The organism is Enterobacter cloacae complex sp. P12RS, assembly GCF_014895875.1.
In the GTDB taxonomy this organism is placed as follows: Bacteria; Pseudomonadota; Gammaproteobacteria; order Enterobacterales; family Enterobacteriaceae; genus Enterobacter; species Enterobacter bugandensis.
The window spans coordinates 8,846-9,966 of the sequence record NZ_JADBQO010000072.1; the positions used below are offsets into that span (position 1 = coordinate 8,846).

General features: G+C 42.0%; 1 protein-coding gene and 1 pseudogene. Both read right to left on the reverse strand.

What is annotated here, in order from left to right:
- Window positions 1-322: pseudogene (locus IM284_RS23525) on the reverse strand (tail assembly protein); the annotation flags it as partial.
- A gap of 94 nt (window positions 323-416) precedes the next feature.
- Window positions 417-1,028: a hypothetical protein gene (locus IM284_RS22660; protein ID WP_193055954.1), complete on the reverse strand. Its 612-nt coding sequence runs from the start codon at window positions 1,026-1,028 to the stop codon at window positions 417-419.
- Window positions 1,029-1,121 lie beyond the last annotated feature (93 nt).

The following is a 1,121-nucleotide window of genomic DNA, read 5'->3' on the forward strand; positions in this document are numbered from 1 at the left end:
CCAAAGCCACGCCTAAGATGGTCTGGAATACTCCACCACGTTTACTCCCGATGATAACCGGCGCGATACGGATGTCAGCTGTACTCTGATCCATAGAGAACTCATCATCGTTCAGGTTACGCTTACCGCTGAAAACAGCATAGGTTAGGCCACGCTGCTTGCTGGTATTCAAAAAACGCTCGAAGCCTGGCACGATAACGCACAATGCTCGGATAGCTTCTTTTGGTGATGCTACTGAAAGTTGGAATTCACGACCAAATGTTGAGCCAAGTATTCCATAGAGGCGTATGGTTCTCATCGGCTGACCAGTTAAAAATGTCATACATGCCTCCAAAGTCTCTCTTGACTAAGAGAGACTGTTAATGCTGATAGACTTTTTGATGTTTTTACCACGCAATCCAAGAATTCAAATCAACTTACTTATTATTGGATGACGGATTAGCAACTTCTGGGTGTTTTTTATTGAATTCTATAAAGCTACTTGGGCATTCCTTTGAAAGTAAATAATAATTTACTAAACATGCATCCGCCTTTGCTTCATCGCTCGAATGATACACACCATCTGCCAAAGATAATGTCGGAGCTAAATACCTGGCTTTAATCAACTCTTGCCCCAACGCCAAAGCATCCTTAGAAGTAGCTGCTAAACAAGACGTAAGAGCACCGTCAAATAACGTCTTATTACCTTTGCAATTTAAGGACGCATCTAAGAAGGACGCCTGTAAATCGGTGCGCACTTGAATAAATGCAGGATCAGTAATATTTGAACCAGCCAAGATTCCTATCAGACCTAACCCACCTCCGATTGTAGCAATGGCTGAACCGTTGGCGAGGTTCAAATCTCCCCATACCAACCATCGCAACAGGAAAAAACTCACTGCTACGGACGTAATCAAATATCCAAACCCAGTCCATAGATTGTGACTGTGCCCGAAGAAACTCAAGCATGCAAGCCCGACACCAACGACAAATGGAACGCAGACCACGACCATTTTAATATAAAAATTATTCAAGTTGACAAATGCCACATTAATATCCGTTAATGAAGTAAATTTATCTCATTATTATATAAACTTCGATTGATGGCGAAGGATTTTGTATGTCATCTCACGCCAATACCA